We start from the raw sequence: 26,148 nt of genomic DNA on the forward strand, positions 1-26,148 counted from the left end.
GAGGGATTTGTTGTTTGCGAGGTCTGCTGAAACAGGCCTGCGCTGTTTTCTGTATCGCAAACGCCGTGCCACTTCGCTTAAAAAATGCTGAAGGCCTTTAGACATCAGGGCTGGGGGCAAGACGACAGCCCTGCACACCTTGAGAGATGTGGCGGAATTCCGCCAGACCACCCGGTCTCGTCCTACAATTTGGCGGATATCCGCCTTGTTGCCCCTCTCGGTGATGGCTAACATCCGCCACTCCATGGACGAGGCCCTCACATGCGTGAACGTACCATCGCCAGCCACTACGCCCGGGCCGCCCTCGGCGGTGCGCGCCGGGTCGGCTACGACTGCTCGGGCCTGCTGCTGCAGGTGGGCATCACACCCGAGCTGTTGACCGAACCCCGCGCCCGCATCGCCCCCGAGCAATTTACCCGGCTGTTGCAGAGGTTGTGGCTGGCGCTGGACGACGAATACCTGGGGTTTGCCGAAGGCCCGAGCAAGCGCGGCACTTTCGCCATGATGTGCCACGCGCTGATTCACTGCCGCACCCTGGAGAAGGCTCTGGAACGCGGCTTATTATTTTATAGCCTATTCCCACAGGGTCCGCGCTGGCAGCTGACGAGAGAAGGCGACATGGCCCGGCTGAGCCTGGACGATTCGCAGCTGTGGGACCCGGATCACTTCCTCAGTGAATGCCTGCTGGTGATCTGGCATCGCCTGGGCAGTTGGTTGATCGGCCAGCGTATCCGCCTGCAACAGGCAACGTTCAGCTACCCGATGCCGGCCCATGCCGGCGAATACGACCTGCTCTTTCCGTGCCCTCAGGTATTCGGCGCGCCACACAGCAGCCTGGTGTTTCCCAGCCGCTACCTGAGCTTGCCGCTGCTGCAGGACGAACGCACCCTCAAGCATTTTCTCGAGCGCTCCCCCGCCGACCTGCTGTCGCGGCCGGATGAAGGCGACAGCCTGAGCAGCCAGCTGCGCCGCCTGTTGAGCCGAGACCGCACGCCCTGGCCGGACCTGGAAGCGGTCGCGCAGCACCTGCACATCAGTCCTCAAACCCTGCGCAGGCATTTACGTGAGGAAGGCACCAGCTTTCAGGCGCTCAAGGATGAGTTGCGACGGGACATTGCCATCTATCACTTGGGACGAGCGGATTTGTCGTTGCAGGAGATTGCCGAGCAGCTGGGGTTTTCCGAGCCGTCGGCGTTTCATCGGGCGTTCAAGAAGTGGACAGGCTTGACGCCGGGGGCGTATCGGGCGCAGGAGAGTTAGCGCGGTGTTGTGTGTGCTGGCCTCATCGCAGGCAAGCCAGCTCCCACATTTGATCGGGTTCACATAATCAAAAGGTGGGAGCTGGCTTGCCTGCGATGGGGCCGGTCCAGGCGATACAAATCAAACCGCCGGAAAGTGAATCTTGAACGCCGCGCCGCCCAATGGTGAGTCGCCCAAGGTCAGCCGCGCGTTGTAGCTTTCAATAATGTCCTTGACCACCGCCAAACCAATGCCCTGCCCCGGATGCTGGCGGTCCAGCCGCTCGCCCCTTTGCAGAATCCGCGCACGCTGATCAGGCGGCACGCCAGGCCCGTCATCTTCAATGCACAGCTCGGTGCCTTCGAGGCTTTCTGTCAGGCTGATGCGCACTTCACTCAGGCACAGGCGATAGGCGTTTTCCAGCAAGTTGCCGAGCATTTCGAGCAACGCGCCCTTCTCGATCGGCACATCGCATTCGGCCGGCAACTCAAAGGTCACCGTCACGCGTTTATCGCGATAGACCTTGTCCAGCGTGTCACACAGGCTTTGCAATACCGGCTCAAGGCGCACCTGGTGGCGCACCAGCCCGCTTTTGCGCAAGCTGGCACGCTGCAACTGGTAGCCGATCTGCTGGCTCATCCGTTCGATCTGCGACTGCAATACCCAGGCCTGGCCGCGATCTTCCGGGCGCTGGGCCATGTCTTCACTCACACCCTGCAACACGGCCAGCGGCGTTTTCAGGCTATGGGCCAAGTCGTCGAGGGAATCGCGGTAGCGCGCCCGTTGTTCACGCTCGCTGTGCAGCAACCGGTTGAGAGAGCCCGTCAGACGCAGCAATTCTCGTGGATGCTCTTCGGAAAGGCTTTCGCGGGTGCCGCCTTCGATCTGGTCAAGTTCCTGGCTAAGGCGCCGCAGTGCTTGCAGGCCCCACGTCAGGCCCAGCCACAGCAACGTCAGCAACACCAGCAAGGCCGCGCCGAACCCCAAATAGAGGTTTTCCCGCAGGCCTTCAAGGGTCAGCTGGTATTCGCGCACTGGCTGCAGGGCCACGATACTGAACGCCGCGCTCTTGCCGCCCAGCAGCTTGACCTCGACGTCATACACGAAAAATTCCTGACCATTGGCCTCGCGAATGCGCGCGAACTCATTACCGCGCCCGTCGTAGCGCGGCTTGTAGTTGATGTTTTCTTCCTGGGTAGCGCGTGAGCGCCATACCAGATGGCCTTCACGGTCGTAGATATAGCCAAGCAGACGGCTATCGGTGAGGTTGAAACGCTCGTCCGGCAACTGCGCAGGCATCAGCAGGCGATTGTTTTCGACGCGCGCAGCGGAAATCAGGGTGGTGACGTCCGACGCCAGGCGCTGCTCGATGGAATCCTGCAGCGCCAGGCTGAACGCCCCTTGCATGGCGGGCAATAAGCCCAGCATGAACAACACGGCCAGGGTGGTGGCCGCCAGCATCAAGCGCACACGTAACGAGCGTATCAACGGCAGCGCTCATTAAACAGGTAACCCAGGCCCCGCACGGTGTCGATCGGCTTGAACCCGGCTGGCCCTTCCAGCTTGCGGCGCAGGCGGCCGACGAGCACTTCGATCACGTTCGGATCGCGCTCGTCGTCATCGGGATAAAGCTGCTCCATCAGGCGGTCCTTGGCGACAACTTGCTGATGGTGGCGCATCAAGTATTCGAGAATCCGATACTCATAGGCGGTCAGCGCCAGCGGCTGTTCATCCAGGGACGCTTGCTTGCGATTGAGGTCCAGCAGCAAGGGCCCGGCAACAATGGTCGACTGGGTGAAACCGCTGGAGCGGCGCAGCAACGCGTTCATCCGCGCCTCCAGCTCTTCGAACTGGAACGGCTTGACCACATAGTCGTCAGCGCCGGCCGCCAAGCCTTCGACCTTGTCCTGCCAGTTGCCGCGGGCGGTGAGGATCAGGATCGGGAAGGTCTTGGCCTGGCTGCGCAGTTGGCGGATCAGGTCCAGGCCGCCCATGCCGGGCAGGCCCAGGTCGATGATGGCCAGGTCATGGTTGAATTGCCCGGTCTGGTACAGGGCTTCCTCGGCATTGGCCACGGCCTCGACCACGTGCCCGCTGTCGGTCAGGCGGGTGAACAGGTGATGACGCAACAGCGCCTCATCTTCCACGACCAGCAATTTCATAAGGCTCTCCAAGGCAATTCAACTGTCCGACAGGGGGATATCATAGCGGCCCTGCAAGTCTTGCGGGCGCAGTTTAATGCCATTGTATTGGCCCGTCAGGTGTTCGTAACCGGTGCGGTAGGCAGGTTGCGGGGCGCTCAGGCCCAGGGACTGGCCCCACGGCGCGGCCTGGGTGCCCGCGTCTTCGAAGCTGACACGATGGATCAGGTTGCTGGACTTCTTGGTTTTCTCGCCACCAAAGGCCGCAAATGCACCGTCCGACGCCTGGACGCCGGCAGTGGCACTGAGCATGGTTAACGCCAACATCAGCTTTTTGATCGCAGTCATGGTGCTTACCTCTACGCGTTTTGGCTGTTGAGCCCAGACTACGCAGGCGCCCCTGAACTCCCCCTGAACGGGCTCTGAACCGCGCCTGAACCGTGACGGGCTATCCACTGGCGCGCCAACTGACGCAAAATACCGCGCATGACGCCTCTACCCGCTTGCTGCACCCCACTCGATGCCCATTGGCCGCTGCCCGCTCCGTTGCCGGGCACGGTGTTTCTGAGCACCCGTTTCGATCCAGCCTTATTAGCCGCCGGTGATTTCCAGCGCTGCGCGGTGCCGCCTCCGGCCAGCATCCAGCGCTCGGTGGCCAAGCGCCAAGCGGAGTTTCTCGCCGGCCGCCTGTGCGCCCGCGCGGCGCTGCAACAACTCGATCACCTTGATTGCGTGCCGCCCATCGGCGAAGACCGTGCGCCGGTGTGGCCTGAACACATCAGCGGCTCAATCACCCACAGCACCGGGCATGCGGCGGCGATTGTCGGGCACAAGGCGCAATGGCGTGGGCTGGGGATGGACCTGGAAAATGTGCTGGCCCTGGACCGGGCCGAACGCCTGGCCGGGGAGATTCTGACGGCTGAAGAAATGCAGCGCATGGCAAGCGTGCCGCGCGAGCAGGTCGCCTTGTTGGTGACGCTGACGTTTTCGGCCAAGGAAAGCCTGTTCAAGGCGCTCTACCCGATCGTGCAGAAGCGCTTTTACTTCGAACATGCCGAGGTGGTGGCGTGGTCCGAGACCGGGCAGGTGCGACTAAGGCTGCTGACCGACCTGTCTGCCGAGTGGTGCCATGGCACGGAGTTGGAGGGGCAGTTTGCGGTGGAAGGTGAGCAATTGTTGAGTCTAGTGGCCGTCAGGGCCTGATCTGACGCCATCGCAGGCAAGCCAGCTCCCACATTGGAATGCATTTCAACTGTGGGAGCTGGCTTGCCTGCGATAGCGATCTCAAGCCTTCTCCTGATCCCTGGGCCAACTCAGGCTGAAACACGCCCCACCCAGGTTGTTGCTCTTGCTGATCAGCGCCCGCCCGCCGTGCCAATAGATGATCCGCCGCACAATCGACAAACCCAGGCCGTGCCCGCCGGAGGCGCGGGTGCGGCTGTCGTCCAGGCGCAGAAACGGCGTGAAAATGCGCTCCCAGGCGCTTTCCGGCACACCGGGGCCGTCATCTTCCACATCAATGCGGCAACGCACCTGCCCGACCTGGTAGCTGATCAACACCTGGCCCTGGGCGTGGCGCATCGCATTACTCACCAGGTTTTGCACAGCGCGGTGCAGGTAGCGCGGCTCGGCATCGACCCAGGCGTCGTCCCAATGCGCCGACGACAAGCAAATACCACGGGCCACGTTGACCTGAGGGCGCAGTGGCGACAATTCGCCGATCACCTGATCGAGCAACGCGCTGAGGTCGACCCGCTGGAAATTCAGCTCCGGCGCGCCCTGCTCCAGGCGGGCGTAGGTGAGCATTTCGTCAACCAGGCCATCCAGGTCCTGAATGTCGCTGTCCATGCCGTCCATGTATTTGCGCCGCGCCTCGGGGCTGGCGGCGTCGCCGATCATCTCCAGGCCAAAGCGCAGGCGTGCCACCGGAGTGCGCAATTCGTGGGACACCGCCCGCACCAGCTCACGCTGAATCGCCAGTAACTGCTGCAAGTGCTCGGCCATGCCATTAAAGGCCGCCGCCAGTCGCCCCACCGAGTCGGCGCCGCGTGCCGGCACGCGGACCTCCAGATTGCCTTTGGCGATGCGTGTGGCCGCCGCTTCCAGCCCCTTGAGCCGCCGCTCGAGCTGACGCACCAATAAATACACGATCAAGCCGATCAGGGTCAGGCTGATCAAGGCGATCAGGATCAGCCACTGCGGCGGGTAAGGGTTCATTTGGTACAGCGGGCCGATTTCCAGTACCCATGGCGTCCCGACCATGCCGGCAAACACGCGGATCGAATCGCCGCCCTTGCCCAAGGCCATCACCGTATCGCCTTCCGAGACCCGTCGGCGCTGGTCGTCGTCCATGTCAGCCTGGTCCAGGGTCATCAGGTGCATGTCAAAACCAAAGCCCTTGGCTTCTTTTATGTCAGCGAGTTTTTGCGGCTGCTCGGCGACCGGAAAGCGCACCAGTTCGTCAGCCAGCAGGTAAATCGTCGCGCGGGCCAGTTGTTCGCTGATCTGTTGCACTTCGCCGGTGAGTACCAGTTGTTCCTGCTCGCTGACCAGGCGCAACACTCGCGCCGCATGCGGCCCGGTCTGCTCGACCAGCACCTGACCGCGTTGCAGGCGGTTGCGTTGGCTCAGGTCGAGTTGAGCATCGACCAGCGGGCGCAACTCCAGGGGAATGCCCAGCAAACGCTCCCACACCGCCAGGGCGCGCTGGCGTTCGATGGCGCTCATGGGCTGCAGGTTGTCGCCCATCAACGCGAAGGTGCCGTGGGCCAGGCGTTCACGGTATTGACCGCTGCGCACTTCATTGAGCAGGTGCAAGGCCAGTACGCCCAGCAGCGCGACCAGGATCAGCGCCGCGCACATGCCGCCGTAGATGCGCAGGAAGATCGAGTTCACAGCGGCATATCGGCAGCAGCTTCGGGGACGAACAGGTAGCCTTTGCTGCGGATCGTCTTGATCAGGCGCGGGTGGATCGGGTCGTCGCCGATTTTGGGGCGAATGCGTGAGATGCGAACATCGATGGAGCGGTCCTGGCCGTCGTAGCCGATGCCGCGCAGGGCGATAAAGATTTCTTCGCGCGACAGGATGCGCCCGGCATTCGCCACCAGCAGCCATAGCAGGTCGAATTCGGCACTGGTCAACTCAATGCCGCCTTCGTGCAGCCAGGCTTCGCGCAGGGCGTTGTCCACCACCAAGGGGCCAAATTGCAGGCGACGCTGGTTTTCCACGGCGATCGGCAAGGCCGGCTCACTGCGCCGCAGCAGGGCCTGGATACGCGCCAGCAACAGGCGCGGGCGCACGGGTTTGCACACGTAATCATCGGCACCCATGTCCAGGCCCTGCACCTGATCCATGTCATCGGTGCGTGCAGTGAGCATCAGGATCACACCGTCATAGCGCTCGCGCACACTGCGGCAGATGCTCAGGCCATCTTCGCCGGGCAGCATCAGGTCGAGGATCACCAGGTCGGGCTGTTCGGCAATGATGCGTGCCGCCGCCAGGGCGCCGTCGCTTTCCACCGCCACCCGCAGGCCGTTGCTCTGCAAATAATCACGGGTCAACTCGGCCAATCGCTCGTCGTCCTCGACGATCAATATCTGCCAGGCTTCTTGCTCCATGCGCTACCTCGGTTCTAATTATTGTCATCTACGGGGCACACACTGCTGCCTCTATTGAAGGCCGATTGTAGCCATGCGCCAGCCCTCTGGCACAAGCCGGGAAATCCATTCGGTGATCGCATTTTTTTGTGGTAGGGTTCGCGCCCTCAAAATTCCAATCGGCTGTTTTTACCTTGGAATATTCGGTGACAAACGGCGCGATCCAGTAGTACTGCGGCCTACACGGGCGTTCTACGATTCATACACATTTTACCCACAGCGTTATCCACAGGTAGTGCGTTGCTAAGCCCCCCAAAACGCATTATCTTGTACCTCGGCGCTAAAAAAACCCTACATGTAGGGTTTTAAGCGAAAAACCAAACACAGATCAGACAAGAAACTCAAGCGCTTTCTTGCTCCCGTTTGGTTGGAACCAACGCATTTTTTAAAAGCCCAAACCGCGCACGCGGATGGCAGCCGTTTTCCAGCCTCCAGGGCAGAAAGCGGTACGGGTGTTGCAGTGCTTGAAGCGAGCAACTGTCACCCACCAGGAATACGGCGAAGGGCGCCTCATGGCCCGAACCGAAGACTTCGGCATGGAAGCGGCGCGATGAGCTCCCTTCCTCCTGTCCCGAAGTTGTTATGCCAGGCCCAGGCCTGCTGTAAGTGCTTCAGGACGGAACGGTGGGCACCGTGATGGTGCCCAAATAAATATAGAATGTGGAGACAACCCCCCATGCAAACCGACACAACTCGCGAGAACCCGCAGGGCTCCGTGCCGCAGGCCGCTGATTCGAACCTGGATCTGTCCGCCACTGCACCTGGCCAACTGCGAGTGATCAAGCGTAACGGCACTGTCGTTCCTTACACCGATGACAAAATCACCGTCGCCATCACCAAAGCGTTTCTTGCAGTTGAAGGCGGCACCGCTGCTGCCTCGTCGCGCATCCATGACACCGTTGCCCGCCTGACCGAACAAGTCACTGCGACCTTCAAGCGTCGCATGCCCTCGGGCGGCACCATCCACATCGAAGAAATCCAGGACCAGGTCGAACTGGCCCTGATGCGTGCCGGCGAGCAGAAAGTTGCCCGCGACTACGTGATCTACCGTGACTCCCGCGCCAAAGAGCGCGCTGTACGCACCCCGGCTGAAGAAGCTGCCGTGCAAGCTCACCCGTCGATCCGCATCACCCTGGCTGACGGCACCTTTGCACCGCTGGACCTGGGCCGCCTGAACACCATCATCACCGAGGCCTGCGAAGGCCTGGAAGAAGTCGACGGTGACCTGATCCAGCGCGAAACCCTGAAGAACCTGTACGACGGCGTGGCCCTGACCGACGTCAACACCGCCCTGGTGATGACCGCCCGTACCCTGGTTGAACGTGAGCCGAACTACTCGTTCGTGACCGCGCGCCTGCTGATGGACACCCTGCGTGCCGAAGGCCTGGGCTTCCTGAAAGTCGCCGACAGCGCCACCCACCACGAGATGGCTGACCTGTACGCCAAGGCCCTGCCTGCCTACATCGCCAAGGGTATCGAGTTCGAATTGCTCAACCCGATCCTGGCCACCTTCGACCTGGAAAAACTCGGCAAGGCGATCAACCACGAGCGCGATCAGCAGTTCACCTACCTGGGCCTGCAGACCCTGTACGACCGTTACTTCATCCACAAGGACGGTATCCGTTTCGAACTGCCGCAAGTGTTCTTCATGCGCGTGGCCATGGGCCTGGCGATCGAAGAGAAGCACAAAGAAGACCGCGCCATCGAGTTCTACAACCTGTTGTCGTCCTTCGACTACATGTCGTCGACCCCGACCCTGTTCAACGCCGGTACCCTGCGTCCACAGCTGTCGAGCTGCTACCTGACCACCGTGCCGGATGACCTGTCGGGCATCTACCACGCGATCCACGACAACGCCATGTTGTCCAAATTCGCCGGCGGCCTGGGCAACGACTGGACCCCTGTGCGTGCACTGGGTTCGTACATCAAGGGCACCAACGGCAAGTCCCAGGGCGTTGTACCGTTCCTCAAAGTAGTGAACGACACCGCTGTAGCCGTGAACCAGGGTGGCAAGCGCAAAGGCGCTGTGTGTGCCTACCTGGAAACCTGGCACATGGACATTGAAGAGTTCATCGAGCTGCGCAAGAACACCGGTGATGACCGTCGTCGTACCCACGACATGAACACCGCCAACTGGATCCCTGACCTGTTCATGAAGCGTGTCTTCGATGACGGCCCGTGGACCCTGTTCTCGCCATCCGAAGTACCAGACCTGCACGACCTGACCGGCAAGGCCTTCGAGGAGCGTTACGAGTACTACGAAGCCCTGTCCCAGTACCCAGGCAAGATCAAGCTGTTCAAGACCATCCAGGCCAAAGACCTGTGGCGCAAAATGCTGTCCATGCTGTTTGAAACCGGCCACCCATGGCTGACCTTCAAAGACCCGTGCAACCTGCGCAGCCCGCAGCAGCACGTGGGCGTGGTCCACAGCTCGAACCTGTGCACCGAGATCACCTTGAACACCAACAAGGACGAGATCGCCGTTTGCAACCTGGGCTCGATCAACCTGCCGAACCACATCGTCAACGGCAAGCTGGACACCGCCAAGCTGGAACGCACCGTGAACACCGCCGTTCGTATGCTCGATAACGTTATCGACATCAACTACTACTCGGTACCACAGGCGCAGAACTCCAACTTCAAGCACCGTCCGGTCGGCCTGGGCATCATGGGCTTCCAGGACGCGCTGTACCTGCAGCACATTCCTTACGGTTCGGACGCTGCGGTCGAGTTCGCCGACAAGTCGATGGAAGCGGTCAGCTACTACGCCATCCAGGCTTCCTGCGACCTGGCCGACGAGCGCGGTGCCTACGAGACGTTCCAGGGTTCGCTGTGGTCCAAAGGCATCCTGCCGCTGGATTCGCAACAGATCCTGATCGAGCAACGTGGCCAGAAGTACATCGACGTTGACCTGGAAGAGTCCCTGGACTGGGCTCCGGTACGTGCCCGTGTGCAGAAAGGCATTCGTAACTCCAACATCATGGCCATCGCACCGACCGCCACCATCGCCAACATCACTGGCGTATCGCAGTCGATCGAACCGACCTACCAGAACCTGTATGTGAAATCGAACCTGTCGGGCGAATTCACCGTGATCAACCCGTACCTGGTTCGCGACCTGAAAGCTCGTGGCCTGTGGGACTCGGTCATGATCAACGACCTGAAGTACTACGACGGTTCGGTGCAGCAGATCGAGCGCATCCCGCAAGAACTCAAAGAGCTCTACGCGACTGCGTTCGAAGTGGACACCAAGTGGATCGTTGACGCCGCCAGCCGCCGTCAGAAGTGGATCGACCAGGCCCAATCGCTGAACCTGTACATCGCTGGCGCATCGGGCAAGAAGCTGGACGTGACCTACCGCATGGCCTGGTACCGTGGCCTGAAAACCACTTACTACCTCCGTGCCCTGGCCGCGACCAGCACCGAGAAGTCGACCATCAACACCGGCAAGCTGAACGCTGTTTCCAGCGGCGGCAACCACGGTGATGATTCGGTTCTCGCAGCACCAGCCGGTCCAGCGCCAGTGCCAAAGGCCTGCGCGATTGATGAGCCGGATTGCGAAGCTTGCCAATAGCAATCATAAGATTTAGAACGTATACATTCTGAACCTTATAGCCCTCTAACCCTAATAAATCCAAGGGGTTAGGGGGTTTACTTGTCGTATACTCCTCCCTATACTCGCCGCCCTATCTAGCTCATAGGTCGGAATCGTATACATTGCACAGCTTCTCTCTCAGATCCTTCATTGCATCAGACGACCTCCCGATGGCCGTACTGGTCGATCAGGAAGGACGTCCTCCCTTCCTTCCGAATGCTTATGCGACCCTTCGATACCGGGACGTCGGCTTCGCCTTGACCACTATCGAGAAGGTGCTGAGGGCAGTCGGTATGGCATACCTCTGGGCGGCGTCCAGAGAGATTAATCTAGACGTCGTGCTGTGTTCAGAGTCGTTCCTCTCGATTGAACAGTGTGAGGATCTGGCCTTCTTCCTTCGCCTAGACCGGGGTGCGCAGGATCGACTTGTTAAGGCTTCCCTTGAAGCGAAAGAGAGTAAGGTAGTACGGCTTGAACAGGTGCGCAGTCGAGGTGCCCATCTCCCTGAGAGCACACTTCTTTCCGCAGTGGAAGGTGGTTACAGAATTCGAACCGTGGCGAACTTTCTTCAGTTCAATCACGAGCGCATTGCCTCAAAAGCATCCCAGAGGCCACGAAAAGACCTCACCAAGGCTCGGGAAAACGCAATCGCGGCTCTGAGAGCTCAAGAGCCTAGAGCGGCGCCGTCAGATGAAGGAGACGCACCAGAAGGGCTTTCCGAGGAGCTGATGACGGCTATCGAAGCTGCATTCGAGCCTGGCTCAGAGACCAATCCATTCCAGGATGACTTTCATCAATACCGCAATCATCTGATGTACCGAATCTTCACTGAAACGGCTATCAGACGGAGCGAGTTGCGCTACATCAAGGTGGAGGACATTAATCACGCGACTCGGCGAGTGAAAGTGCGAGTTTCGAAAACCATTGCCCGAACCCTCGCCATATCCGAACAAACTGCAGATGACTTCCACGAGTTCGTGATGCAGCACTGGGCTAAGATCCCCGTGAAAGCAAGGAAGCACGGTTACCTCTTTACAACGTCTAGTGGCGAACACCTCTCCTTGGGAGCGATAAACCTCTCATTTAGGGAGCTACGTCGCAAAAACAAGCTGTCAGAAAGCATTGCTCCCCATGCACTTCGCAGGACATGGAATGATCGACTGAGCAGGAAGATCGACAGTCTCCCCCCCGAAAAGCGAATGAGGCCCGAGGAAGAAAAGCAGTTGAGGAGCCGCCTGAATGGTTGGTCGAAGAAATCCAAAATGGAAGAGCGTTATTCTCGCAGACACATTCGCAAGAAAGCAGATGAGATTGCTGAAAGCCTAGCCAACGACCTGACTCCCAAAGAAGAAAAACCCAGATGATCCAAGAACCTTTCATCTTGCAGCAGATTGAAGTACCCGCAGTCTCAAGGACTGACAACGTCATTTTACTTGATGGCAGAATCATTGAAACAAAAATGGGCGAAGCGCTAGGGATAACTGATCGCGACGGAAAAACCGTGCTCATGCGATTTGATAACTTGGCAATTGGCAATGCTTTGCATGAAAGCATTTATTCTGCACTCAAGAAGACTCTTTCGACTCACAGCGTTTCGTATAACAGCACAGTATCTTATGCGATCAACCACTGGCTTGAAACTCCGGGCATGAGCCACAAGGATCAAGCTGATATCGCAGAATTAAACCTGCTACACCAGATACCCCAGAGCTACAGAGCTTTTGCAATACCATTGCTGCGCCGGATTTCATCTTTGGACATGCCCGGACTATCAGCGCAAGTGCGAGATTTTCTTGAACACCCGTTTAAGTGGGAGGAACAGGGCACTGGGGCTTATTTTGGGCTGATAACAAACGACCCGGAAAGAGGTGCTCTGACGGAACAGGAAATCCACAATATCAACCAGCAGCTTAACAAAGCGTATTCCGAAAACATAGTTACTCAAGCTGAGTATACACTTTGCTGGTTTTTCATTGGAACGGGCGTCAGGCCTGTTCAGGCCGTAAGAATGAACAAGGAAGACGTAATCATTCACAGCCGTGAAGGGCTTGAGGTAACCCTTAGAGTGCCATTGGCGAAGGGGGAAATGAGTGCATCTCAAGAAATGTGGAACAGGCGGGCCCCAACTGTCCTTGCAGAGTGCTTGATTAGCTACCTCGATACATACCCCACTGCAAAGCTAGACCAAGCCAGAAACGCTCTTTTTGGGGAGTTCTCTGCAGGTCACCTCGGAGGCAAATTGACTTCGATTATGCGACGGCTAGATACCTACTCTGACCGGCTTGGAACAAGAATCCCGATAACCCCATACCGCTTCAGATACACACTGGCGACCCGAGCTCTGGCGCAGGGGGCATCAGACTATGAAGTGGCACGACTTCTCACACACCGTAGCACCTCCTGTATTCACTACTACCGCGCCTCCATGCCAGAACTCCAGAAACCTGTGCGCGACGCGCTAGGCAAGGAAATGGGCTACTTTGCAAGAGCGTTTCAAGGAAAGGCTATCTCAGGGCTGCACGAAGCCACTAGAGCCGGTGATCCGGATGCTGTTATTTCAGACTTCCTTAGGCTCATGGGCAAACCTGTGGGTGCCTGCGGAACAAGAGCCGAATGCCACCAAAATGCCCCGGTCGCATGCTTGGCCGGCTGTTCGCATTTCGAGCCTTTGCTAAGCGCACCGTGGGAGACATTGATGGCGTCATTGGTAGCTGACCAAGAAATGGAAACCGAACCAAAAATCCAACAGATCAATCACAGCGCTATGTCTGCGATCCATCAAATCATTGCTCTCCGGGACAATTTGGAAGGTGCTGAATAATGCGCACCATTGTTCACTTTGTAGGCAGAGATGATTCGAGCGCCCAGGAAAATCTTAAGCGTTATGTGGAACACGCACGCACAAACTTCCCGTTCATCGATGTCGACTGGGAGGATAATGTTTGGGATATCACCACCTACGTTATCGGTCGGGCGCAAGGTAGAACAAGGAAGCTAGCTTACTTTAAGTCCTTGCGGGACATGTCTGACAATAAAAAAATCATACAAGTACCGCTTGATTCCAACTTCATGGATTTTGCCAAATCAGCGTTTAGCGAAGTAATGCGGCGCTTACGCTTAGTCGAATATAATCGACACTTATCGGCGCTACGGATTATTGAGCAAGCTTTGATAAATGCAAAGCTTGAACCATGCATTACCAAGCTCACCCCACTTGTGTTAGACAGTGCCGCCCAGCTTATTCGGGAGAAATATCCGGATCCATGGGCAATGGGCCGCGTTCTGGAAAGAATCGTAACTGAGATAATTAATCCTGCTCGATTGACACCCGTTCTTCTGGAATGGCGAAGTCCAGTTCAGTACCAGGCGCCTGTGCGAAACGACAGGATCTCCACTACAGACTGTGATAAATCAACATCTAGGCTCCCCTCTCTGGAGTCTATTCTCGCCTTGGCTAGTATTCATCACAACAGCAAGAGTATGCCCGATAAGGTTGCTACTGCTTTCGTCAGCTTAGCCATGTATGCTCCTAGCAGATCAAGCGAAATTCTGAGCTTGCCCGTCAACTGCATACGTCATGCTGACACTAAAGATGGCCCAATATTAGGCATTGCATGGGCTCCTGCAAAGGGGGCTATGCCAATGACAAAATTCGCTGCAAGCGACGAGTTTGAAGCAGTTATTGAGTCTACAATTAGCTATCTTACGGACTTGGGTGCTCCCGCCCGCAAGGCCGCACAATGGTATGCCAATAATCCTAGCGACCTTTACCTCCCGCCTGGCACCGAACATCTACGGGGTATGCCGATTACTCTGCAGGAAGTGTCACAGATTCTTGGAAAGGAAACGGCGATCCAAACATCGCATGCCAAAAGAGGTTATGGACTTGCCGCTACCGGAGAGGTAACGCGAGACAGAAGTAGAATGCCGGACTCTCGAAAAACCGGTATCGCTCCGCTGTATACATTCGACTCTCTAGAGAAATATGTACTAGGAAAGCTTCCGGCTATATTTCCGATCTTGGATGGGCATACGAAGATAAAATGGCACGAGGCGCTGTTCGTGCTCCCAACCAACGTTTTGCGACCTGATGGCGAAACTCTCCTATACGTCCCATCACCCATTTCTACGAATCAGATTAATCATCAACTGGGTACAAATCCCAATGGCATCACGGTGTTTTCCCGGAACGGCAAAGCTAATCCGGATGGTAGCCCTATGGGCATCTCTACGCATGCGTTCCGGCACCTGCTGAACACCTTGGCTCAGAGCAAGCACCTGAGCGAGGCTCTAATCGCGTTTTGGTCAGGCCGCAAGAGCGTCAAGCATAACGAATGGTACGACCATCTGCCCCAGGAGGCCTTCATTGAGGCCTATTTGAAGCTTGGAGGAGCAGACAAACCCCTACAGGTAGGGGGTCATCTCGATCTGAAATTGCGCTCTATTGAAGTTACCCATGGGCTCACTAGAGAACAGGCACTCAAGCTTGAGCTTGGGGCAACACACCGCACCCGCTATGGTATCTGCCGCCACGACCATGCTCTTACTCCTTGCCCCAAAGACAAAGATTGCGCCAACTGTAGCGAACATACTTTTGTGAAAGGCGACCAGCGCCATCGTGATGAGGCTGAGTTTCAATTCGAAATGCATGAGAAGGCTGTGGCGGATGCTCAGAAGGCTGTGGACGAGGGTGAACCAGGCGCAGCGCGCTGGCTCAGGTTGCATCAGCCAAAACTTAGTCGATGGAAGCTTGTTCTGGAGATGCTGAACGATCCAAGTATTTCAGACGGCACATTGCTCACCCTTCCCCCCCCTGATCAACCTCAGTCAAAAGCCGGGTTGGCTGAAGCTGTAAGGATTATCAACCAAGCCGGCCCAGGCACCAACATTGCCGGGGCTGAGACCGAGACTGATACGGACGAAAAGCTGTTGCTTGAGATGGGGTTTTTCTGAATGGGTGCGCCAAAGCTACACGACACGGGGATCGACAAGGCCGTACGTCTGTTGGACGGTTGGACAGGGAAACTCACCTGGGATAGATATCTGGCCGTACTTGAGGTAGAGGTCGGTCACAAGTACACAAAGGCTGCAATGCTGAGGCATCCGCGCATTAAATCGGCTTGGGATCACGCTAAGGGCCTGGCCAGCGATGGCGGCGGCGCACCCGGTTCCCGGAACGCCGTAGAGACGGAGAAAGCTTTGGAGCGTGTCAGGCTTCTTGAGGGAAGAGTCGAGCGCTTAAATCGTGAAAATCAGGTCTTGTTGGAGCAGTTTGTTCGATGGAGCCATAACGCTCTGCGCAAAGGTGTGACGCTGGAGGAGCTTGAGGCGCCGCTGCCATATGCAAAGCCGAAGGAGATTCGATAGGGGTTAGCATGCAGCGTCGTAGCTCCGCCCGCATGATCCTTCGACCAACAGACGATGCGTAGTTGATGTGCAAGGTTGGCAACGCTCAAAATGAGCCACCTGTGTGGTTGCCGCAATCCCAAACTCTCATAATCACTGGAGATGGTCATACCCTTTGCAGTCTGATGATGGTAAGCGTCGGGCCAATACACCTTGCTGACCCCGACGCTCAGGGCGATGGTGGACACCGTTTATAGCCCACGCAGCGGAGCGCCATGCAACAGCGACACTTTTACCTAACTCTGCCCTCACGGAGGCCCGAAAGATGGCAAAACTTCAAGCATCGGAATATCACTTCTTACTATCCTTCCAGATCTCAACGAGCTTCATTGCCAATGACGGTTGTCCCAAGGCTGAGCAGCTTCAAGAAAGGCTGAAGCAGCCGCCCATGCCTACCTGGAAAAACGAACAGTACGCACCTGGCTACTTCAAAGGCATCTTGAAGTTGACAAGCAAGACTAAAGCCGACAAGCGCGACGAAGCCATGGCTCAGGTATCTGCAGAGTTCAGCCGGCTTATGGCAGAGCTTGAGGCGGGTGATGCCGTGGTGGTAGACCTGGCACTGATGGTGGATCGCCTCGGTGAAGTTATTGAGTGGCGAATGTAAGCTAACATCCCACCACTGTCAGTTCGGTATCTGTAGTGGTCAACTGATCCCGGGCCCTGCCTTAAGTTTTTCCTCGGTGACCGCAGGTGCTATGGCTGGGATCAGGTTGATGAGCCCGCCGATCGCTTACGGGCCGAGGATTCAAATATCGAGCAGATCTTGCATATGTAGAGCGAGACATCTAGTCTAACCCCAAGAATCTCAAACCGGTCAGCCTTTAGTTGATGAGCAGGACAGTGCAGCTAGCTGATGGCGTGAATATTCACCTCAATCCCAATTATCGCCTGATAACTAATAGATAAGTTTACCGGGAAGTTACCAAGTAGACAGCTGTAAACCAGAAAATCAGCCTGTAAACCTCGTAGGTTTACAGGTTAAGAAAGAGGTTTACACTCTGCTACTCCTAATTGGCATTGGATGGATAAATGCCGCAGATACGCTTCGGCGACATAGCTTCAACAAGGCTAAGACTCGCGAAGCACATGGTGGGCAAACACCATCAAGTCATTGATACGACTACCCTCTGATCTATCTAAATGTATGCCGGTAATCCCCACTTCGCGCGGGCCGTGACAATCGCAGCGTAAAGAATCTCCCACCATGATTACCCTGTGTTCGCCAAATACGTTGTCGAGCTCAACGTCTATCATTTCGCAGGTCGCCCGGTACATCCCTGGATTTGGTTTAGCCAAGCCAGTTTCGTAGCTAAACCCGAATGCATCCATGGTCGGAAACAACCTTTTGACCGCACGACCGTATGGATACGCCAGATTGCTGCAGACCGCCAGCAAAACCTTACGCTCTTGCAGCAAGGCGACTGCTTCCAGGGCATCCGGAAATGCCACGATGGAGCTTAACTCTTGCTCAAGCATTTCTTCGATTTCAGCCAACCGAAGAGGATGAACGCTTATACCCAAGTGCTCTGCGGCTTGGGCCAACCCTCCGTTAAAAGTCACCAGTTTTTTTGCATCATCAGGGCTCGGACGGCGTCCGTGACGAAGCCCCTCCTTCAAAAGCTGTCTATACGGATGCTTGCCAGCCTTGATTTGCAAAATCGTGCCGAAGGCATCTAGAAGCACGGCCCGATATCTCATCATCCGTCACCTGGTTTCGTAGGGTTATCTAGCCAAAATCTATAACCAGAAATCACGACCTGTGCTTCTACCGCGCGGGCGCAACTGTGCAGCCCTCAATGTACTGGCGTCCGCCTGCTTCCTAGAGCACCGTCCATAGGTATGCGCGCAGGAAGACGTTCTTGCTAAAGACCGGCCTTCTAGAAAGATCATTTCGAAGATCAATAACCATCCCATCGTCATGATCCAGGCGGGGTAAGCATTTCGCAGCTTGGCGCTATTAATACGTACGTACTGCCAGTGAGCGTAACCGCCACGAAATGGTCAGCAATTTCGACAAACTCCAAGACATCGGACGTCCGGATCAAGCGGCCATTTCGGAACCTGTCCTTGCGATCAAAATAGACTCGCCCTGTCAGCGAAAATCCGCAGACCTCAGGGTGGTGCAAATAGGCAGTGATGCCTATGCCAAAATTTAGGCGGGCAGCATTAACCACATCATTGGGAATTTCCGCTTCCACCGGACTCTTACTCCCCGACTTGCTCATGCCGGCTGACGATAACGTAGTGATCCTGGCCACTCAGACTTTGTACCAGTAAAAACCCGTCCTTCTCGACCATCGCTTTCACCATGGGCGTCACCACCGTCATGCCGTCGTTAATTGCTCCAGAGCGATCTAGGAACGCACGGGCGGCAAAGCGGCCCCCTACATACGCTGCGCTCACTAGATATGCATCAACCACCACCTCCCAATCGATCGCACCCGCTTTCAGCACTTTGTCCGGCACCGTGTGTGAGAGATCTTCAGCTGTAGCTTGCTTCATGGTGAGGTGCATCAGAATTCCACAATTTTGTACGGGTCGAACCCGGTAATTTCCGAGGGATAGCCCCGCGGATTAGAAAGCACTCGACATTTGCCGAAATGGGCATCAACGGCGCAGTGGGTGTGGCCAAAAATCCATCCGTCAGCTTGAGCAAGCAAGTCGTGCCACCGATTGAAATATGCAGCACTGACATGCCCTTCTTGGTCATTTCCGGCAGCCTCCGGTATCGGACAGTGGTGATTCACGACTACGGTTTTGCCAGCAAAAGGCGTCGCCAGTTCGCGTGTGAGAAAGCCACGAGTCACTCGGTTTTTCTCGATCACATCGGCAGGGCGCAGCCGCCTGTAGTTCTCCCCTGCCCTGATTATGCGGAAGTCAGTCATCTCTCTGGCGCAGACTGAGGAAGCTGCCACCACATCGCCGGTACCGGTGAAATCAGTCCACGCAGTCCCAACAAGAAAACGCACATCACCCTGTACTAAGGTTTCGTTCTCCATGACATTGACGTGACTATCAGCAGCGGCCTTCATTTTCACCAACGTGCGATCGATATGTCCTTTGTACAGCTCGTGGTTGCCGCAGCAGTAGATTACAGGGCAGTCAAAGGTGTCATTGGCCCACAGGACGCCCCGTGTTAACAGATCAATATCGCCGGCGAGCACCACCAGATCTACCTCTACCTGGGGCGGCTGAAAGCGATCGAACTCATTGTGTAAGTCAGAATAAATCAGGATTTTCATAAGGCCCGTTACGATTCTGATATCTCAGTGAACCGGTGATGCCGATTCGATTTTAGCCTTAGCCTCAACCTCATCAGACATGAGCTGCAAGACGCTTTACCGGTATATTGAAGGCCGACCGAAAACCTCACAGACTTCCGCATTGATCCCACCGACTCGCCTGCTGAGTGCCAGTCCCCAGCGCATCCCCAAAGCCTCCTCATGAAAGCAGGCACCTACGCCAGTCCGGACATGTTCACTATATACAGTAGAACCGGACTGAGCAACGTGGCTTTATCCTCATCTTTGGGGATTTTTCATGTCGCTTAAGCTTGCCTTGGCCGCCGTGCTTCGTACCCTGCGTCGCCGAGGCCGCCATAGCCAAGAGAGCCTCAATTACGGAAGCAGCCGTACCTACATGTTCCGCTTGGAAAAGGGAGCATCAACGGTCACGTTGGACAAGCTCGAATCAATCTGCGCAGGGCTAGAAATCAGTCCGCTTACATTCTTGGCCCTCACTTTGTCGGCGAAAAGTGGTGATTCCACTCAAATGCTTCTACAGAAAGTCCAGGCAGAATTGGATGAATTTGAGCATTCCGGTGGCGGCGAAGTATTGAAAGCGGAGGTCGCGGCAGGAGCGGTGGTTGAGCGCCGGCCTGGGAAACCGGTCGATCCTGAAAAACTCAAGAAAGTCCTCCAGTGCAAAGCCGAAGGTATGAGCCAGAAGATGGCGTCCGAGATGCTTGGGATACCCAAGCAGACCGTACACGACCTTTGGCGACGTGACGTTGAGTGAGAAGTCTTACAGCTCTCATCGCTTGCTAGGTGCATCACGAGGTGTCCGGTTCACGTACACGCAATGTCATCCAGTGTGTTCGCTTTCGATAAGGAAATCCCTTTTATGGATAGAGTCTGCGCAAGATGCATTGGCGACGCAGATCTCAAGCAGTGGATCGCAAACGCAAGCGGTGGTCGCGGCTGCGATTATTGCGGAGGCTACACCTCACCCACCGTACCGCTCGACGAGCTTTGCGATTATCTAGAAAGCTGCCTGGGCCGATACTATGGTGCAGCCGTGGATCAGTTGCCCTGGAATGGTCGTGAGGGCGGCTATCAAGGCAGAACGTGGTCTACTGAGGAAGTCCTGTTTGATCTTGTGGGGTTGAATCTTCCATTGGACTACGATGGCAGACTCCAGCAAGCCATAACTTGGGGACTCTCAGATGAGATCTGGTGCGACTATGACTGGATGCGCCTTGATGAAGATAAAGCCATGCAGCAGGCCTGGGATGGTTTCTGCAGCACGGTGAAGCATAAGCGCAGGTTCTTTTTCCACCACATGGGTGGCGACCACGAAGATCCTGACTCATTTTCATCGTTAGATATCTTAGGGGCCATCGCCCATCTGGTTGAAACTTCCGGTCTAATCCGCGTCCAGGCTCCGGGGCTTCGCCTTTACCGGGCCAGGCCAAATTTCACAAAGCGGTCGCCCACAGCAGGTGACTTTGGGCCTCCCCCTCGTCATGTCTGCCAAAGCAACCGGATGAATCCTGCCGGTGTACCGATGTTTTATGGCGCGCTTGATCCTCGCACGGCGGTAAAGGAGGTACGTGAGACGAAGTCCCGGGTCGGGTATTTCATCACAGAGACGCCTCTCATAGTGCTTGATTTGACAAGGGTGCCACCTGTCCCTGGTATTTTCTCGGACGCGAGCCGAAGCCGGCGGCTTCACTTACGATTCATCCATTACTTCATCCACGACATCATGCAGCCAGTGGCCAGGGATGATCGTATCCATATGGATTACGTGCCATCTCAAGTCGTCACAGAGTTTTTGCGTGAGCATGAATTTGGATCAGGATCCCTGGACGGGATCTTGTACGGTAGCGTTGCGGCCCCCGGAAAACACAACTTGGTTCTGTTCGTTGATACTCTTGAAGCGCCGAGTGATTTTCTTGGCCGCGCTAGAGTCGCGCCGCTGAAGTTTCTTCGCGCGAAGACGGTATCTTCCGTCGCGGGTGCGTGCTCAAGCGCACAGGCTACATAGCCTGTAGTCCCGTCATCAGTGCGGCGGAACGGGCTACTTCAATGTTGATGACGATCAGCTCAACCGGTAGGTCGCATGCAAGGCGCTCAACTCATTGAGACCTCTCTGAAGCATCTGACTATAGCCAGCCCGATCCTTGATGAATGGGGAAAAAAGGCTGTGACCCAACCACTCGTCGAACCCGACTTGGGCGACGTTAGCTAATGCCATCCCGACCGACCTCACATCTTCAAATCGGCCATGCTGTGGATCCTGAATGCCGAGGTCGTCATAAACATAATCTGTGGTGTCGACCAACTTCCCCCACCTCTGGAATGAACCGCGTCTGACCTGACAAGGAACGCAGCGGCCACAGTGTCTGTAACCAAAGCGCTGAAATCTTCCGCAGCTCGTAGATGCGACCGCATATTGGGTGAGAAGGCCCTGATTGGTGCACTCAGCGAGCATTTCTCCCTTAGTCTTGAGCGAATATGGATTCTTGATCTGGACATTGATCTGCGCGGAATCGAAGATTTTCTGTAAGCGTCCTAGATATTCAGGGTGCGCCGTTCGCGTACTCAAGCTTCCAAACCGGGTGACTGTGAGCGGAGGATTGATCGCGATGAAGCCGTTCTCACAAATATAAAGCGGAACAATATTGCCACGCTGGTACCGGTCAAGGGATGTTGCTACGGCCATCCCGAAGGCTAGGAAGATGATTGAGCGAGCGCGTTGTGAGGGTTCCTGGCTACTTGGAGATTTTGCAACATGATTCAGCCCGATTCTGGTAAGACCAAGGCCATCTGCAAACTGAGCTTGCTTTGCACCATCTCCGCGCACTATCTGGCTGACTGCATAAGGCCTTAACCCTTCGTTAACCAGATCGATCGCGCCGATCAAGCTGTCCAGGCCACCAGAGAGCAAAACAACAGAGTCTTCCTTTGGGTGTAGGGCTTGCATTTGGGGTGGCGGAGCAAAGCCATCAGGATGAAATGACAGTGTCCACCGATCAGTAGTGAGGAAGGCCAATGCAGATGCTAAGGCGACGCTTTGCGTGTTCCAGAAGTCGGGATCCTGCACCGCAATCTCAAGGTCAATGACTCGCGTCCAACCATCAGCGCTGGTGGCGCGTATAGCGGTGAAGTCTGCTGCCACAACGGAAAGAGCGATGCTCAGAAAATCCCACGCCCTAGGCGATATCTCCAAATGCCTCTTCTCAAGCAGGTATCGCGCGTAGCCACCTACACTGACCTCGCCTTTCTCAGCCTTCCCGTAAATTACAACCTGCGTCGCCCGCTCACTAACTCGTACCCGAAAGCCGGCTGGGCCACATACAAATTTCATTCTACGTACCCCTCAAACACCTCAAAGGTATCCTGCAAAGCGCGGGTGACCACTTGTGAAATCCGCCCTGTCGTCAAGCGAGAGCCGGACGCCGCAATCTTGCGAAACGATGCGGATACACACTCTTTGATGTAGTCCTTGATTTCTCTCAGACGCCTCACAGCGACAGTCGCTGATGAAGCTTTTTCCTGAACGGCCTTCCCAAGATCGAGCTCGTATCGGTGAAATACATCCATCGCAGTAAAGCGTTCGATTGCAAAAGCGCGTTGGTCTGCCGATAGGTTGAGCAAATCAGCATCCGGGTATCGTACTAATACGTCAGACAGAGATCCTCGGATGGACGCACGCTCCGCTTCCGCGTCTTGAGTGCCGTCGACCGGGCGCACAGCCTCGACCAGAGCGTCCATGACCTCTGAAGCTGATCGACCACTCCATAGCACCGGATCAAGTGCGGTTGAGCTTGCTGGAGCAGATGGATCAGCGAGGGATTCCAGGGTATTGCTGAAGACTCCGGCGATAGCTGCTGTACCACCGAACCGGGCAGTGGTCGTTTTCGCCCCACCATATCCATGGCGAACGTATTCACGAAGGCTTCTGCGTAAGCTCCCGCGATCGCCGTTTCTCGCATAGTCTCCGAGCCCTCGACGCGCACCAATGAATCGAGCCGGAGGAGCAATGGGTACGGCTGCGGCAGGAACCGTTTCAGGAATGGAAGTATCCGCATCAACATCTCCATGCGCATCTTCCTCTTGGCCCGGAGGGTCTTCACCCCCTGGCTCCTCAAGTGGAGGCTCAGGCGGCAGTGGCGGCAGTGGCGGAGTCCAGGGAGGCACCATAGGCACCCCTTTGCCTGGCCCATCGCTATTTTGTGACGTTCCCATCCCATTTCCTTATTGCTGCCTTCACAGGGGAGCTGACTTCGGCGCTCAGCCAGTATTCGTAGACAGATTTCGCCCATGACTCGTCAGTCAATTTTGGGACGATGCCAGCTTGAATCTGCGCCGGCGGACGCTCTTTCAAAAACGCAGCAAGGCGAAGTCCTTGTTGTCCATCTAGCTTCCCTACAACAAGGAGAGCCTCAAGAATGGATGGCACTCCCCACTCCTGTTCAGTGCTAGCCCTATCCAGGAGACGATCCATCAACACTGTGATTTCGAGCGGCGCGAGGGTCGCGAGTCTCTCTCTGAGCTGATAGGCCATATCGGGCATTTCAAGTAATGCCGACAGTAATTCGGAACCCTCTGATGAAAGGCGATCCTCATCAGTGATAATCGGCGCGTGCTCGCGACTTACATAAATGGCGCCTCGCAGATCCTTGTCGGCTAACGCCGGAGGCAACGCCAACCAGTCCTTAACGAAAGGGTGCTCCCACGGTTGGGGAAGCGTAAGCGCTTTGCCCTGCTTCAAGCTTTCCTCCCATTCCTGAAGCATTGCGGGCTTGCCCTGCTTGTGGGAAGCGACCGCTTTCATCAACTCCTCATAGGCTTTGGGGTTACCACTACGTTCAAAGAGCATCAACTTGACGAGCACGGCCTCATCGACTCCAACACCTTGAGCTCGCGAGATGGTCATACGGATGGCGAGAGCGTTCAGGAAGCGCTTGATCAACCGTGGATTACCTTGGATTCCAGAGGCCGAGGTCATCACAGCCGCCAAACGTTCGGCGGTGTCGAACTTGCCAATCAACTCAGTCGGGTAAGAATCGTAGAGCCCCTGCATGAAGGCTCTGTCTACACGGTTACCTTGCCATGTCGTCCTGAGCTGATCTCGAACCCTGATGCGTATCTGCTCGACAATTGGCTTATCCAAAGTGCTGTTCTCCAAGAACAGCATCATCATGTAAGCCCTTACTTCCTGCGTACCTAGAGGAGGAACGCGGATGGGAACCTGGATCAGTTTGTCAAAATAGCTGGTGACTAACACGTCGTCAGGGACACCACTGAAGTGCCGGCGAACCGCGTGCTTGATCATCTCGTTATCAGCGGCGATGACGAATGCGGTATTACGCAGGAAAAGGAACAGTCGAATGGCTTCAAGCGTCGAAATCGTTGTTTCTGGAAGACAGCGATCCAGATCGTCGATCAGCACGACCAGCGTCACACCTAGGTCGTCGAGAATGGATTCGAAATTGTCTCTTAGAGCTTGAATTTCCCGTGGCGGCGATGATCGCGGTGGCTTTTCCCGGACAAGATCCTTGGCGAGCTTTGCAGCTTCTTCGGCCTTATCGTGAATGTCGGAAACTGCTGCTTGATCGACCCCACCTGACCAGACTCGGCCTGCCAAACTGAAAACTTCACCCATAAATCCAGGAGGAGGTACGCCGCTGGCCAACGCGAATGCTGCTCCACCAACCATTTTGGCCGCACGAAGCCAATTGACTCGTGCGATCAGCTCGCCGGCTTTCTCCAAACCTGTTTGACGCTTTAGCGCTTCCTCCTCAAGGCGGGTCGCAATAACGTCCATGAGTGCAGCCCTGGCGTCATCGTAGCCTTGGTAGAGCCATGCATTGAACTCAACGAATACGAAATCTTTTGATGGTTTCTCTTTCGGCTCAGGCGGGGTTCGAAGCGACGATTGGATCAGTTTGATCATCGAGGACTTACCGGCGCCCCAAGCCCCTGAGACACCGATTGAGATTGGCCGACCATCCGCCTGATAGATGATTTCGGCGACGGTGTCGGCCACTCCGGAGAAGTTTAGAAAATCCGTTTCTGTTTCATTATCAACCCACATATTTCCCTCCTTGGAATCTCACAGTGCCAAAATGACCTCAATGCTGCCTCAGAAAGCACAGCAGGACTGATCAAAGTTGACGGTGTCAAATCGACAGTATCTCAGAATGAGGAGAGACGCTATACAACGTCGGTCAGCGAACCTTCCTGGTCAGCACCCAACAGCACTACTCAGCATCCCAGAAGCTCTGGGCAAATCCTGCGTCATCGGACAAGACCAAGATCATTTTGCTTCGGTACGTCCCTCCATCTAAGCCCCGATACCGTATTTGAACAGAAAATTTGGCACCGCTCCTCCACGTAGCCTTTTCCCCGCCGAGCACGCCAAATGCATTGGATGCAGTCTTTCCGTTAGCTAGCACAGGAATGATTATGTTCGAAAAAAAACACCTCCTGGCATCGCTGGGCAATTGCGTGGATGTCGGATCGACTAATGCAGCCCGGACGTCCCGCTCCCTGGCTCTGAGCCTCACTTCGCAGGCCGGGCGATTTCCAGTGTTCTCAATCAATAGGTTCAGCGCAATCCCTTCAGAGCCTCCGGAGTGGGTAGTGACTCTGGCCGTCAAGATGGGACGGTTCGCTCGCTTCCACAAATTGACCGTCATGAGTAGGGACGCAAGAGAAATGATGAGCGCACTGACGCCCACAGGGTTGGACAGCATCTCGTTGGAGATAGCCAAAGAATCCGACATTCAAGAATCCATCCATTCATACATCGGCTTGTCACAAAGCCATTTTGTGGGCTTTTTTTTGAGTGGATCGCCCACTCTGCCAAGGCCTGCATG

The 26,148-nt window shown here is 56.1% G+C and carries 21 protein-coding genes; 10 read left to right on the forward strand and 11 right to left on the reverse strand.

Annotated elements, in window-relative coordinates:
- Positions 1-261 precede the first annotated feature (261 nt).
- Positions 262-1,260 carry an AraC family transcriptional regulator gene (locus FPT15_RS06130; RefSeq protein WP_145159307.1) on the forward strand — a complete coding sequence of 333 codons (999 nt, stop codon included), beginning with the start codon at positions 262-264 and terminating at the stop codon, positions 1,258-1,260.
- Between the two features lie 120 nt (positions 1,261-1,380).
- On the opposite strand, the gene FPT15_RS06135 is transcribed toward FPT15_RS06130, so the two are convergent.
- From FPT15_RS06135 to FPT15_RS06145, 3 genes are read right to left on the reverse strand one after another with little or no spacing between them, the layout of a single operon-like run.
- The gene (locus FPT15_RS06135; RefSeq protein WP_145159309.1) at positions 1,381-2,727 is read right to left on the reverse strand and encodes an ATP-binding protein; all 1,347 of its coding nucleotides are present in this window, start codon (positions 2,725-2,727) and stop codon (positions 1,381-1,383) included.
- On the reverse strand, positions 2,724-3,401 hold the full coding sequence (locus FPT15_RS06140; protein WP_017138377.1) for a response regulator: 678 nt from the start codon (positions 3,399-3,401) through the stop codon (positions 2,724-2,726). The genes FPT15_RS06135 and FPT15_RS06140 overlap by 4 nt, the downstream gene beginning before the upstream one ends.
- Positions 3,402-3,419: 18 nt before the next feature.
- Complete coding sequence (locus FPT15_RS06145) at positions 3,420-3,728, reverse strand: hypothetical protein (RefSeq protein ID WP_145159311.1); 309 nt, start codon at positions 3,726-3,728, stop codon at positions 3,420-3,422.
- 138 nt (positions 3,729-3,866) lie between these two features.
- Here FPT15_RS06145 and FPT15_RS06150 point away from each other — a divergent pair, with 138 nt between their 5' ends.
- A complete protein-coding gene (locus FPT15_RS06150) occupies positions 3,867-4,583 on the forward strand; it encodes a 4'-phosphopantetheinyl transferase (protein ID WP_145159313.1) in 717 nt (238 codons plus the stop codon).
- An 81-nt stretch (positions 4,584-4,664) separates the two neighbouring features.
- Here FPT15_RS06150 and FPT15_RS06155 read toward each other — a convergent pair whose 3' ends face one another.
- Positions 4,665-6,275 (reverse strand): ATP-binding protein, encoded by a 1,611-nt coding sequence (locus tag FPT15_RS06155; RefSeq protein ID WP_145159315.1) that lies wholly within the window; start codon positions 6,273-6,275, stop codon positions 4,665-4,667.
- Complete coding sequence (locus tag FPT15_RS06160) at positions 6,272-6,997, reverse strand: response regulator (protein ID WP_145159317.1); 726 nt, start codon at positions 6,995-6,997, stop codon at positions 6,272-6,274. Before FPT15_RS06160 ends, FPT15_RS06155 begins: the two co-directional genes overlap by 4 nt.
- Before the next feature lie 715 nt (positions 6,998-7,712).
- Between FPT15_RS06160 and FPT15_RS06165 the strand changes: the two genes are divergently transcribed.
- The 6 genes from FPT15_RS06165 (at position 7,713) to FPT15_RS06190 (ending at position 16,644) form a co-directional block, all read left to right on the forward strand.
- Positions 7,713-10,610: a ribonucleoside-diphosphate reductase subunit alpha gene (locus FPT15_RS06165; protein WP_145159319.1), complete on the forward strand. Its 2,898-nt coding sequence runs from the start codon at positions 7,713-7,715 to the stop codon at positions 10,608-10,610.
- A gap of 191 nt (positions 10,611-10,801) precedes the next feature.
- Positions 10,802-11,995 carry a site-specific integrase gene (locus FPT15_RS06170; RefSeq protein WP_256676373.1) on the forward strand — a complete coding sequence of 398 codons (1,194 nt, stop codon included), beginning with the start codon at positions 10,802-10,804 and terminating at the stop codon, positions 11,993-11,995.
- Positions 11,992-13,452 carry a site-specific integrase gene (locus FPT15_RS06175; protein WP_145159321.1) on the forward strand — a complete coding sequence of 487 codons (1,461 nt, stop codon included), beginning with the start codon at positions 11,992-11,994 and terminating at the stop codon, positions 13,450-13,452. Before FPT15_RS06170 ends, FPT15_RS06175 begins: the two co-directional genes overlap by 4 nt.
- Positions 13,452-15,584, forward strand: a complete 2,133-nt coding sequence (locus FPT15_RS06180; protein ID WP_178119656.1) for a hypothetical protein — start codon at positions 13,452-13,454, stop codon at positions 15,582-15,584. The genes FPT15_RS06175 and FPT15_RS06180 overlap by 1 nt, the downstream gene beginning before the upstream one ends.
- Complete coding sequence (locus FPT15_RS06185; protein ID WP_145159323.1) at positions 15,585-15,998, forward strand: hypothetical protein; 414 nt, start codon at positions 15,585-15,587, stop codon at positions 15,996-15,998.
- Between the two features lie 304 nt (positions 15,999-16,302).
- Positions 16,303-16,644 carry a hypothetical protein gene (locus FPT15_RS06190; protein WP_145159325.1) on the forward strand — a complete coding sequence of 114 codons (342 nt, stop codon included), beginning with the start codon at positions 16,303-16,305 and terminating at the stop codon, positions 16,642-16,644.
- Positions 16,645-17,108: 464 nt separating this feature from the next.
- Here FPT15_RS06190 and FPT15_RS06195 read toward each other — a convergent pair whose 3' ends face one another.
- The 3 genes from FPT15_RS06195 to FPT15_RS06210 all read right to left on the reverse strand — a co-directional run bounded on the left by FPT15_RS06195 (position 17,109) and on the right by FPT15_RS06210 (position 19,282).
- On the reverse strand, positions 17,109-17,723 hold the full coding sequence (locus FPT15_RS06195; RefSeq protein ID WP_256676374.1) for an HAD family hydrolase: 615 nt from the start codon (positions 17,721-17,723) through the stop codon (positions 17,109-17,111).
- Positions 17,724-18,245: 522 nt separating this feature from the next.
- Positions 18,246-18,554: a hypothetical protein gene (locus FPT15_RS06205; RefSeq protein WP_230692034.1), complete on the reverse strand. Its 309-nt coding sequence runs from the start codon at positions 18,552-18,554 to the stop codon at positions 18,246-18,248.
- Entirely contained in the window at positions 18,554-19,282 is a 729-nt protein-coding gene (locus FPT15_RS06210; protein ID WP_145159331.1) for a metallophosphoesterase, read from the reverse strand. The genes FPT15_RS06205 and FPT15_RS06210 overlap by 1 nt, the downstream gene beginning before the upstream one ends.
- 298 nt (positions 19,283-19,580) lie before the next feature.
- Between FPT15_RS06210 and FPT15_RS06215 the strand changes: the two genes are divergently transcribed.
- Together FPT15_RS06215 and FPT15_RS06220 are read left to right on the forward strand one after the other, a co-directional pair.
- A complete protein-coding gene (locus tag FPT15_RS06215) occupies positions 19,581-20,057 on the forward strand; it encodes a helix-turn-helix domain-containing protein (RefSeq protein ID WP_145159333.1) in 477 nt (158 codons plus the stop codon).
- Between the two features lie 63 nt (positions 20,058-20,120).
- Entirely contained in the window at positions 20,121-21,308 is a 1,188-nt protein-coding gene (locus FPT15_RS06220; RefSeq protein WP_145159335.1) for a HEPN-associated N-terminal domain-containing protein, read from the forward strand.
- 54 nt (positions 21,309-21,362) lie between these two features.
- On the opposite strand, the gene qatC is transcribed toward FPT15_RS06220, so the two are convergent.
- From qatC to FPT15_RS06235, 3 genes are read right to left on the reverse strand one after another with little or no spacing between them, the layout of a single operon-like run.
- On the reverse strand, positions 21,363-22,631 hold the full coding sequence (gene qatC, locus FPT15_RS06225; RefSeq protein WP_145159337.1) for a Qat anti-phage system QueC-like protein QatC: 1,269 nt from the start codon (positions 22,629-22,631) through the stop codon (positions 21,363-21,365).
- Positions 22,628-23,512: a Qat anti-phage system associated protein QatB gene (gene qatB, locus FPT15_RS30240; RefSeq protein ID WP_145159339.1), complete on the reverse strand. Its 885-nt coding sequence runs from the start codon at positions 23,510-23,512 to the stop codon at positions 22,628-22,630. Before qatB ends, qatC begins: the two co-directional genes overlap by 4 nt.
- Positions 23,493-25,364: a P-loop NTPase fold protein gene (locus FPT15_RS06235; RefSeq protein WP_145159341.1), complete on the reverse strand. Its 1,872-nt coding sequence runs from the start codon at positions 25,362-25,364 to the stop codon at positions 23,493-23,495. Before FPT15_RS06235 ends, qatB begins: the two co-directional genes overlap by 20 nt.
- Positions 25,365-26,148 lie beyond the last annotated feature (784 nt).

The sequence above is a fragment of the Pseudomonas sp. RGB genome (assembly GCF_007713445.1).
Lineage (GTDB): Bacteria > Pseudomonadota > Gammaproteobacteria > Pseudomonadales > Pseudomonadaceae > Aquipseudomonas.

What these genes read in the sequence shown, in the direction of transcription:
- FPT15_RS06170 (WP_256676373.1), top strand. Translation starts at nt 10,802, where the DNA reads ATGGCCGTACTGGTCGATCAGGAAGGACGTCCTCCCTTCCTTCCGAAT.
- FPT15_RS06160 (WP_145159317.1), bottom strand. Translation starts at nt 6,997, where the DNA reads ATGGAGCAAGAAGCCTGGCAGATATTGATCGTCGAGGACGACGAGCGA.
- FPT15_RS06190 (WP_145159325.1), top strand. Translation starts at nt 16,303, where the DNA reads ATGGCAAAACTTCAAGCATCGGAATATCACTTCTTACTATCCTTCCAG.
- qatC (WP_145159337.1), bottom strand. Translation starts at nt 22,631, where the DNA reads ATGAAATTTGTATGTGGCCCAGCCGGCTTTCGGGTACGAGTTAGTGAG.
- FPT15_RS06150 (WP_145159313.1), top strand. Translation starts at nt 3,867, where the DNA reads ATGACGCCTCTACCCGCTTGCTGCACCCCACTCGATGCCCATTGGCCG.
- FPT15_RS06130 (WP_145159307.1), top strand. Translation starts at nt 262, where the DNA reads ATGCGTGAACGTACCATCGCCAGCCACTACGCCCGGGCCGCCCTCGGC.
- FPT15_RS06235 (WP_145159341.1), bottom strand. Translation starts at nt 25,364, where the DNA reads ATGTGGGTTGATAATGAAACAGAAACGGATTTTCTAAACTTCTCCGGA.
- FPT15_RS06205 (WP_230692034.1), bottom strand. Translation starts at nt 18,554, where the DNA reads ATGCACCTCACCATGAAGCAAGCTACAGCTGAAGATCTCTCACACACG.
- FPT15_RS06215 (WP_145159333.1), top strand. Translation starts at nt 19,581, where the DNA reads ATGTCGCTTAAGCTTGCCTTGGCCGCCGTGCTTCGTACCCTGCGTCGC.
- FPT15_RS06165 (WP_145159319.1), top strand. Translation starts at nt 7,713, where the DNA reads ATGCAAACCGACACAACTCGCGAGAACCCGCAGGGCTCCGTGCCGCAG.
- FPT15_RS06145 (WP_145159311.1), bottom strand. Translation starts at nt 3,728, where the DNA reads ATGACTGCGATCAAAAAGCTGATGTTGGCGTTAACCATGCTCAGTGCC.
- FPT15_RS06210 (WP_145159331.1), bottom strand. Translation starts at nt 19,282, where the DNA reads ATGAAAATCCTGATTTATTCTGACTTACACAATGAGTTCGATCGCTTT.
- FPT15_RS06185 (WP_145159323.1), top strand. Translation starts at nt 15,585, where the DNA reads ATGGGTGCGCCAAAGCTACACGACACGGGGATCGACAAGGCCGTACGT.
- qatB (WP_145159339.1), bottom strand. Translation starts at nt 23,512, where the DNA reads ATGGGAACGTCACAAAATAGCGATGGGCCAGGCAAAGGGGTGCCTATG.
- FPT15_RS06180 (WP_178119656.1), top strand. Translation starts at nt 13,452, where the DNA reads ATGCGCACCATTGTTCACTTTGTAGGCAGAGATGATTCGAGCGCCCAG.
- FPT15_RS06220 (WP_145159335.1), top strand. Translation starts at nt 20,121, where the DNA reads ATGTCATCCAGTGTGTTCGCTTTCGATAAGGAAATCCCTTTTATGGAT.
- FPT15_RS06175 (WP_145159321.1), top strand. Translation starts at nt 11,992, where the DNA reads ATGATCCAAGAACCTTTCATCTTGCAGCAGATTGAAGTACCCGCAGTC.
- FPT15_RS06140 (WP_017138377.1), bottom strand. Translation starts at nt 3,401, where the DNA reads ATGAAATTGCTGGTCGTGGAAGATGAGGCGCTGTTGCGTCATCACCTG.